Origin of the sequence: Gelidibacter salicanalis, assembly GCF_016469035.1 — a bacterium.
Taxonomy (GTDB): domain Bacteria; phylum Bacteroidota; class Bacteroidia; order Flavobacteriales; family Flavobacteriaceae; genus Gelidibacter; species Gelidibacter salicanalis_A.
The window spans coordinates 1-291 of record NZ_JAEHJZ010000285.1; the positions used below are offsets into that span (position 1 = coordinate 1).

Sequence of the window (291 nt, forward strand, 5' to 3'; positions counted from 1 at the left end):
GTGAGCACGAGTTATTTCGCGGTCTCTCTCCCGGTTTTAGAGGTAACATCGGAGGACATACAAGAAATATCAAACACAACAAACATTGACCAGAAGGTCACCCAAACATGGAACGGATAAAATATATCATCAATATATCATTGGCAAACAAGTTTTGGGAATTGGAACTTTATTTGTGCGTGTCCGATCCTGCCGAGTTGGTTATGCTGAGCAGCCAAACTGCCATTCAAAATGGCCCTATTTCAAAATTAGCGAAGTTTGAACTTCCGTTTTGTTCACCCAATGTAGAAC

At 41.2% G+C, this 291-nt stretch carries 1 protein-coding gene; it reads left to right on the plus strand.

Translation table 11 applies throughout. The features are described 5' to 3' along the window. Positions 1-107 precede the first annotated feature (107 nt). The coding region (locus JEM65_RS22610) for a hypothetical protein (RefSeq protein ID WP_233530800.1) at positions 108-291 on the plus strand (184 nt) is incomplete at its 3' end.